This is a genomic window from Kitasatospora sp. NPDC059408 (genome assembly GCF_042751525.1).
GTDB lineage: Bacteria > Actinomycetota > Actinomycetes > Streptomycetales > Streptomycetaceae > Kitasatospora.
Genome location: NZ_JBHYWI010000159.1, coordinates 1 through 8319, shown reverse-complemented (window position 1 = coordinate 8319; position 8319 = coordinate 1). Strand labels below are relative to the sequence as shown.

At 72.8% G+C, this 8319-nt stretch carries 6 protein-coding genes; 2 read left to right on the top strand and 4 right to left on the bottom strand.

Going from position 1 to position 8319, the window contains the following annotated elements; translation table 11 throughout:
* Positions 1–828: 828 nt before the first annotated feature.
* The gene (locus ACFXDE_RS43350) at positions 829–2415 is read right to left on the bottom strand and encodes a replication-relaxation family protein (protein ID WP_380499724.1); all 1587 of its coding nucleotides are present in this window, start codon (positions 2413–2415) and stop codon (positions 829–831) included.
* Positions 2416–3127: 712 nt separating this feature from the next.
* Between ACFXDE_RS43350 and ACFXDE_RS43345 the strand changes: the two genes are divergently transcribed.
* Together ACFXDE_RS43345 and ACFXDE_RS43340 are read left to right on the top strand one after the other, a co-directional pair.
* Positions 3128–3985, top strand: a complete 858-nt coding sequence (locus ACFXDE_RS43345; RefSeq protein ID WP_380499723.1) for a replication-relaxation family protein — start codon at positions 3128–3130, stop codon at positions 3983–3985.
* A 280-nt stretch (positions 3986–4265) separates the two neighbouring features.
* Positions 4266–4496, top strand: coding sequence for a hypothetical protein (locus tag ACFXDE_RS43340; protein WP_380499722.1), 231 nt, complete (start codon positions 4266–4268; stop codon positions 4494–4496).
* 206 nt (positions 4497–4702) lie between these two features.
* Here ACFXDE_RS43340 and ACFXDE_RS43335 read toward each other — a convergent pair whose 3' ends face one another.
* The 3 genes from ACFXDE_RS43335 to ACFXDE_RS43325 all read right to left on the bottom strand — a co-directional run bounded on the left by ACFXDE_RS43335 (position 4703) and on the right by ACFXDE_RS43325 (position 7914).
* Entirely contained in the window at positions 4703–5395 is a 693-nt protein-coding gene (locus tag ACFXDE_RS43335) for a DUF402 domain-containing protein (RefSeq protein WP_380499721.1), read from the bottom strand.
* 63 nt (positions 5396–5458) lie between these two features.
* Complete coding sequence (locus ACFXDE_RS43330; RefSeq protein WP_380499720.1) at positions 5459–5824, bottom strand: hypothetical protein; 366 nt, start codon at positions 5822–5824, stop codon at positions 5459–5461.
* Positions 5825–6360: 536 nt separating this feature from the next.
* Positions 6361–7914 (bottom strand): hypothetical protein, encoded by a 1554-nt coding sequence (locus ACFXDE_RS43325; RefSeq protein WP_380499719.1) that lies wholly within the window; start codon positions 7912–7914, stop codon positions 6361–6363.
* Positions 7915–8319: the final 405 nt, after the last annotated feature.

Below are 8319 nucleotides of genomic sequence, written 5' to 3'. Positions count from 1 at the left end.
GGTTGAGGGGTATCCGCCCACGTCACAACACGCGACAGCACCCCACACGACAGCAGCACGCGACAGCAAGCGCGACAACCCCCACCCACCACCAGAACAGCGCCAGGACGGCCTGCTGGAGGTCCTCCAGGGCGGCCTGACGGCCACCCAGCCCTCCGGCCCAGCCAGGCCGAACCAGGGCGCAGCAAGGCGAGCAACGGCGCAGCCCGGCGCCCGGCCCGAGCACGCACGGACCCAGCCCGGACGACGGCACAGCAGGACCGAGACAGCCGCGCAGACCCGAACGGCGGCCGCAACGACGCCGAGGCGGACAACGACCGCAACAGCCGCCCACAGGCCCCACAGAACGCCCCGCCACCAGGGAGAACAGCACCCCAATGACACAACCCCACAACCCCCACAGCCCCGAACGACGACCGGGACGGCGGCGCACGGCCGCCGGGACGGCGGCGCACGGCGGCGACCGAGCAGGGCACAGCAGGCCCGGACGACGCGGAGGCCCGGCGGCTCCACCCCGGACGAAACCGAACACCCACCCCCGACACCACCCCCACCACCGCAATTCCAACCCCAATTCAGACCACCACCGGCAACCAATCCGCCAAAACAACCGGGAGGAACACCCGGCGGAATTCACCCCCGAAAACAACCCACAACACCAAGCCGACCCCCCAAGCAGGCCGACCCGACCCCCAACCCCCACCCACCACCACACACAGTCACCAAACCCCGCCCCGACACCCACCCCGCCACCACCCCGACAGACACAACCAAAGGTCCAGACAACCAGGCATGAGCGGCCATTCCACGCCCACACCCGCCAACAGGTCACACCCAGCGGCCCCTCACCGGGTAGAGCTTCGCGTGCAGCACCCGGTCCTCCCACCACGGATCGTCCGGAGCGGACACCAGCGCGGCGACCTGCTCGCGCTTGGTCGGGGCGGGCAGCACGAGCGGGCCCAGGTTCTTCTCGGCGCGGTCCCGTGCGCACTGCGGGCACTCCAGCCGGTCGGGGCCGGCCTTCTCCCGCAGCTCCAGCTTCGAGCCCTCCTTGCCGCCGATCGAGCCCCGGCACGTCCAGCACGGGCGCAGCGCGGCGTTCGCTGCCCGGGCGGCTTCCAGCTGTTCTTCGGCCTCCCGTTCCAGGCGCTCCATGTGTTCCTGGTGGCAGGGCCAGCAGCGGCCGCCGGGGCGGCGGGTCCACTGGCGGCTGCCATGCACCCAAGTGCTCTCCTCCTTGGGGACGTTGCCGCAGTCGGCGCAGGCGAGGGTCTGCATCAGCTCGCGGTGGTCCTGCTTGGCCTTCTTCTCCCGGGCGGCCTGGCGCTGGTCGTAGGCGGCGCGGTTGTTCGGGTTGTCCAGCGCCTCGATCAGGGAGTGCCGTCCGTCGCGGCCGTAGCGCCACCAGATGGGTCCGAGCGGTCCGTGTTCGGCCAGGGCCTCCAGGGTGGTGGCGATGATGGGCACCGCGTCGTTGTACTCGCGCCAGCCGTCGTCGTTGTAGTCGCGGACCACCTTGCACCACCGGCCGAGCCAGCAGTCGGCGGACAGGTCCGCGACGGCCTGCTGCCGGTTGGCCAGGGCGACCGGTCCGGCGTCGGTGACGACCAGGGCGACCGGCGGGTACCCGGGCCGGGCGTGGCCGGGCCAGGTTCGGCGCCACCAGTGCACCGTCCGGTCGGCCGGCTCCTGGTCGGCGAGGGCTGGGTCGTTGTCGCGGACCTTGGTGCGGAACAGCTCGCGGTACCGGGGGAACTTCGCGGCGACGTCGGCCGGGGCCATGGTGGAGCGGTCGACCTCGACCATCAGCACCGGCACCCCGATCTCCGGGGCCTGCCACACGCCGTCCGGGCGCACCTTCCGCTTGCCGCCCGGCAGCAGGAACTCGGTCTCGGTCGACCAGGAGCGCACCGTGCCCACCCCGCCCGCGGCCCCGGGCGCGCTGCCGCCGAGGACGAACGCGGCGATCGTCTCGTTGACCGCCATCGCGTGCTGAGCGCCGGAGCGGCCGGCGCCCCGGGCGGTGCCGCCCATCTCCGAGCGGACCATCCCGAGCACGGAGGCGGCCGCGTCCAGCCCGGCGGCGCCCTCCAGCCGCCAGGTCTTGTGCCGGTCCTTCGTGTTGCCGTCCGAGGCGACCAGGCCGTGCAACGCGAGGTCGCGCAGCGCCTGCCGGATCACGGTGTTCGACGCCGCCTGCGGGCGCAGCATGCGCTGGAGCTGGTCGGCGGTGGCGACCTTGAGGACGCCGAGCGCGCCGAGGACGTCGGAGCGCAGGGCGTTGGTCGAGCTGTTCGGGTTGGCGGCGCCGCGCCGGAACGCGGTCCGTCCCGGCCGGGACGGCTGCGGCGGTTCGACGGCGTCGCCCTGGTCGTCGTTGTCGTCGGGCTGGGCGGGGCTCTGACGGGTGCTCACGGACGTCTCCCGGTGGTCGTGGTCGGCTGCTGCCTCTGAGGGATATCCGGCGTTCCTGACAGCCGCCAAGCCTGTTCCGGGCCCGCGCGCCGCACCCTCTCCAACCGCCCCTGATCCGGCCCCGCCGCCACCCACCGACCAGCGAGCGGCCGGCACCAGCCGGACGCGAGAAAAGGAAAAGCCCACCGCAGGTGCAACAACCCGAACCGACCAACCGACAACGCCACAACCACAAACCAAAACCAAAAGCAGAAAGACGGGAGAAGAGGGTTGCCAGAATGCGGCGGCGGCCCGGATTCGGGCACTGACCTGCTCGTTCTCCCGCATCCGGCGCGGGAGGGCCGGTAGGGGCAGCGGAGGGGGAAACGGCAGGGGGAACGGAAGCAGTCCGGCAAACTCACCAGGGCCACCAAGGTATTGGTGAGTTTCCTTGATGGGCCACCAAGGAAACTCACCAGGGCACCTTGATGGCCATCCCAGCAGGTCAGAGACGTGCCGATCGGTCCGACGAGGGCCCCGAGGTCGGGACTGGTTGGCGGACGGGATTACGGACCGCATTTCGGACCGGTAAGAACGCGGGATACCTTGATGGCGGGAGTTATCAGATCGTTATGGACTACCAACCTTGATGGTGAGAAATCCGGTGAGTTTCGTGGGGTTCCATTCTCCGAGCACGGGATAAGCCCGTGCTTCGGAATGAGGGAGCACCTTCGTGCACGGGGATCTGGAGACCGACCACGACGTTCTGGTCACGCTTCACCGCTTCACGCTGGCGACTGCCGAGCAGCTCCACCAGCTGCACGGCGGAGCCGCCGGGATCAAGCAGACCCAGAAGCGGCTGACCCGCCTGTACGCCGATGGCCTGGCCGAGTTCGTGACCCTGCCGCAGGCCGGCCGGGCGAAGGCCTGGCACCTCACCGCCCAGGGCGCAGCGGTGGCGGCGACCTTCCCCGAGGCCCGCCGCGCGGAGGCCCAGACGCTGGACGGCGAGCAGTTCGCCGTGAGGCACGGTCGCGAGCACCTGCTCGACGTCGGCCGGATCCACGCCGCCTTCGTGGCCGACGCCCGGGAGCGCGGCGAGGACTGCGGCCCGCTCGACCTCCTGCCCGCCCGGGCGCTGCCCACTGGCGAAGGCGGCGGTGTGTACCGGCCCACCGCCGAGCTCGCCTACACCGCCGGCACCGGCGAGGAGCGCCGCCGCCTGCGGGCGTTCGTCGAGCGCCACCGCCCCGGTGTCGGCGCCGAGGAGACCGCGGCACAGCTGGCGGCGTGCGCCCGGGTGTGGGAGCAGGCGGGCCCGGACGGGCGGGGCCGGGCGTGGGAGCGGCGCTGGCGAGCGTTCCCGCGGCTGCTGGTGGTCCTGGTCGGCACGGCGGCCGCCGGGGTGCGCGGCGCGGTGGCGGATCTGCGGCTGGCCGCCGAGGAGAACCCGGCCGTCACCGAGATGCTGGCCGCCGTCCCGGCCGGCGCCGCCCGGATCGAGGACCTGGTCCAGCGCGGGCCGTCCGCGCCGATCTGGCATCCGCTCAGCGGCACGGGCGGGCGGGCGTGCGGGTGGACCGAGCTGTAGGCCTGACCGGCACCCGCACCTTGATGACCCGTCCAGGAACACCCGGGCGGCCTATCAAGGTACTCCGCAGACGGCGCCACCAATGCTTTGACCTGCGGCTTTTACCTGACCTCCAAGGTTTCCGGCCAGCGGGCGGGACGGTCTCCAAGGTATCTGGGGGCGCCTACCAAGGTGACCATCAAGGTGTTCACCAAGGCATTGGGGTGACCATCAAGGAATCGGCGAGACAGCCGGGGCAGCCGTCAAGGTACCGCCCGCCCACTCCGGGGCGACCATCAAGGTGGCCGGCGGGGCACGGTCGGGTGCGGATGACGCGCATGCCGTCTTCGGGAACGACCTCGACACTGCCGCGGTCAAGTACATCCGCGACCTGCGGCACGTCCTCACCCACCAGCGCGGCGAGCTGCGCACCGACGCGGCACGCGAGCGGTTCGCCTACCAGCCTGCCGGTGCGCCGGAGGAAGTCTTCCCCAGCCACCGAGTGGAGCTCGACAGTGCTCGTGCCCTGTAATGCCTTGACGAGCTGGCCGTCGTCGTCCGTGCCTCAGCCCCCGCCCTCCACCGCATCGTCTGGGGACGTCACCAACCACCTGCCGAACTGGTCGGGGCTAGCTGTATGACGCCCGTCCCGCTCTGAGGCGGCCGAGGCTCAACAGCCATCGAGGTGCCGGCGGAGCCTGCGGCCGCGTAACTACCCGGGCGCCGCGCCGCTGCCCGTCACAGCCGGTACGCCGTCGCCGAGGTGGCCGCTTCGTCGGCGCCGGTCGGCAGTGTGGGCAGTGGCCAGGCCGGGTCCGGTGCCCAGGTCGGCCAGCCGGCGGCGAACGGCCCGGTGCGGTCGTCCAGCATGGCGATCGCCCGGCTGCGGGCCTGCTCGATCTGGCGGTCCGCGTAGTCGTTGACCACGCCGAGGCGCCGCAGCTGGGCGTACTCCTCGGTGTCCTTCCAGTGGTGGCCCGTCAGGTCTGGGGTGATGACCAGGTCGAGGGCGAGGTCCATGGTGTCGATGCCGAGGCCGGGGTGGCGTTGGTAGGGGTGCTCGAAGTTCACGTACCAGCGCAGCGGCTCGTGGGTGGCGGCGTCCTGGAAGCAGTGCACGGAGAACCACTCGCCGGCCAGGAAGAAGCTCAGCAGCTCCGTGTTCTCCCAGCGGTAGGGGCCGAGCGTCCAGGTGCCGGCCGCCAGGTCGGCCAGGCCCTGCTTGCGGGTGGTGTCGTCGCCGGTGCGGGTCGAGGTGATCCAGGTCGTCGGGGCCAGGCTCTCGATGCCCGGCCAGTAGGCCAGGGTCAGCACGTGGCCGGTGTCGTCGATCACGCGCTGGGGCATCGCGGTCCACACCCGGCCGGCGTGGACGTCGCGGCGCACCACGGTGGTGCCGGGCTGGAACAGGCTGCTGTCGGTGTCGGTCACAGCGGCAGTCTGCCCGACCCCGGGGCCGGGGCCGGGCGGTTCACTCGAAGGGGTGACGGCGGGTCAGGGCTGGGGGAAGCCGTAGCGGCCGGCGGCCCAGCGATTCGGCGGCTGCGGGGCGTCGAGGCGCTTGCGCAGCTCCTGGACGGCCTGGGCGAGTTCTTCGCGGTCGGTGGCGTTGACCGGACCGTCCAGGACGGCGGAGACGTCGCCGAAGGTGCCATCGTCGAGGACGCGGCCCGCGCACAGCTGGACACGCTGGTACGGGGCGAAGGCGTCGATCCCGATCCACCAGCGGTCCGCGTCGTGGACCAGGCGCCGCTGGGAGGGCAGGTGCCCGAGGAGCACGCGGGCCTGCTCCTGCCAGCCGCAGACCTCGATGATCCACTCGGCTACCGGCTCGGGCCCCAATCGGATCGGCTGTGTCATCGGTCCACCCCTCCCTGGCGACAGTGCGTCGAGCCTATCCGCGGCCGGCCTCCAGGCGGTGGGGAACGGCCCGGTCGCCGGTCGCCGTGGACGGCTGGCCCCAGGTCGGGCAGGCGGGCTCGTGCCAGGTCGTCCGCACGACCATCCCGCCCGGGGTCAGGTGCTCGCTGGCCCAGGTCCGGCAGCACCCGCCGCTGCGGGCCGGGGCCGACGGCCGTCCGGCGCGGACTGGAGCAGCAGGAACGGGCGCGGCCGAACGGCGGGGGCGCGGGCGGCGCCTGGTCGAAGGTGTCGTCATGTCGCAGGCTCTGCCCACCGCGCTGCCGAGCCGAACCCCGCCGCCCCCCGAACGGCCCAGCCCCGACCGTTTCTAACCGGCCCCTGACCTGCACCAACACCCGAAACTCGCCGGTCGGCGCCCGGAACTCACCAGCGGCGGCGACCAAACTCACCACCGCCCCGAGGCGAAACTCCCCAGTGCAGGTCAGCAGGGGTGCCGAAACTCCCCGGCGCAGGTCAGCAGGGGCGCGCCGGGGTCAGGAGCGGCGCCACCAGGAGCCGCGCCGCTTCGCCTCGGCGGCCGCGGCTTCGGCGGCGGCCCGCTCGCGCTCGGCGGTTTCCCGCGCCTTCCGGTCGGCAGCGGCCTGGCGGCAGCCGACGCACAGCCCGTCGTCGCCCCAGGCGGCCCGCTCGCGCTCCTCCCACCGCTCGTCCGAGAACGGCGCCTTGCAGCGAGTGCAGGCCGGACGGCGGCGCTCGCGCTCCGCCTTCTGCCGTTCCTGCTCCCGTTCCTGGCGGGCCTGGTCGGCGGCGGCCTGCTCCGCGCGCAGCAGCTCGTCGCCGTCCGGGTTGGCCAGCGCCTGGTCGAGGGCGTGCCAGCCGCGGCGGCCGAACCGGTGCCAGACCGGGCCGTCGGCGCCGAAGCGGCGCAGCAGCGGCAGGGTGGTCGCCACGACCGGGAGGGCGCGGTGGTAGTTGCGGGCGTGGACGGCGTCGCCGCCGTACGCGGGCGCGTGCCAGATGTCCTCGGAGGCGGTCTCGACCTCGGCCATGCGGTGCAGCAGCCGCTGGTGGTCCTGCTTGGCCTTCTCCTCTTTCTGCTCCGGGGTGAGCGGCTTGGCTCCGGGTCGGGTGCGCTTGCGGCCGGCTTCCAGGACCAGGGCGACCGGCGGCAGGCCTTCGTGGCCGGTCGGCGGGTAGACGGTGGGCCACAGCCGCAGGTCGTGCGTGCGGGCCCAGGAACGGCGCAGCGAGGCCTCGAAATCCGCCTTGCTCTCGCCCTTCGCCGGGAGCTCGCACCAGGTGCGGTAGGAGGTGAGCTTCTCCACGAGCGTGCCGACGCCTTCGTTCTCGCGGTCGACCTCGGCCAGGAGCACGGGCACCTTCGCGCCGGGATCGCGCAGCACCAGGTCGGTAAACAGCGAGCGGCGGTGCGGGATCGCGTGCTCGACCTCGGTGGCGAACGCCCGGAGGTACCCGATGCCCGCGCGGGCGAGGAGGCCGGCGGTGGCGACGACGTCCAGGGCGTGCTCGGAGAACGCCGTGCCCGGGCCGTCGCGCTCGGGGCGCAGCGCGGACAGCTTCGCTCCGGCCGGGAGCAGTCCGGCGGCCTCCCGGCGGCCGGCTGCGGTCAGGGTCCACAGCTTGCGGCCGTCCGGCAGGCGCAGCTCCTGGCGCACCCTCCCGGCGTCCTCCAGGTCGCCGATGGCGTCGCGGGTCGCCCGGTCGTTGCGCTGCTGGGGCAGGACCAGGTGCCAGAGCTCCCGGCTGGTGGCGCGTTGGAACAGGGCGAGCGACACCAGGACCCCCTTCCTGACCGGCTGTGTCGAACCCCGCTTCCACCGCACCTCAGCAGCAGGGGGAAGAGGGTTGTCGCCACGCCCCAGGCCCCTTGACCGGGGCCGCTGGCCTGCGGAAACGGGCTGATCCGTCGTCGGGGGCACGGAGGTGCCGGTGGAGGTGTCGGTGGAGGTGGCGTCGGGCCTCTTGTCCCGGCCGGGCGAGGCCTTCGCGAGCCGGTCGGTCGGGTGATCGGCGCCCTGGTCGCCGTCGTCCGGGTCGGGCGCGGCGAGCGAGGTGGTGGACATCATTGGCCTTCCGTCAGCAGGAGACCGGAACCGGCGCGGTGGCCGGCCCCGGCACCCGGGCGAGCACCCGGACGCGGCCGACGATGCACACCGACCCCTTGTCCGCGGTCTGACCGACCCCCTTGTCCGCCCCCTTGACCAGCGTGTTGTCCCGCCCGATTCGCCCAGGTCTTGGGCCTTGTCCTCCCGGTATGTCCGTGACCGACACCACAGAGCATCAGTCGGCAGCGCGGGCGCCGGCCTTGCGGTGCGGGGCAAGGTCCGCGCGGTGCGGCGGTGCGGTGCAGACGCGCGGCGGACGCGCCGGACCCCTTGCCGAGTAGCCGAGGGGAATTTCACCCCTCGGCCCTCACAGAACCGTGCGTAACAGTCTCCCGTTACACGGCTCATGCCGCTCTGATCATCAGA

Excerpts from the sequence above, each read along its gene's own strand:
- ACFXDE_RS43325 (WP_380499719.1), bottom strand. The coding sequence starts at position 7,914 with ATGATGTCCACCACCTCGCTCGCCGCGCCCGACCCGGACGACGGCGAC.
- ACFXDE_RS43330 (WP_380499720.1), bottom strand. The coding sequence starts at position 5,824 with ATGACACAGCCGATCCGATTGGGGCCCGAGCCGGTAGCCGAGTGGATC.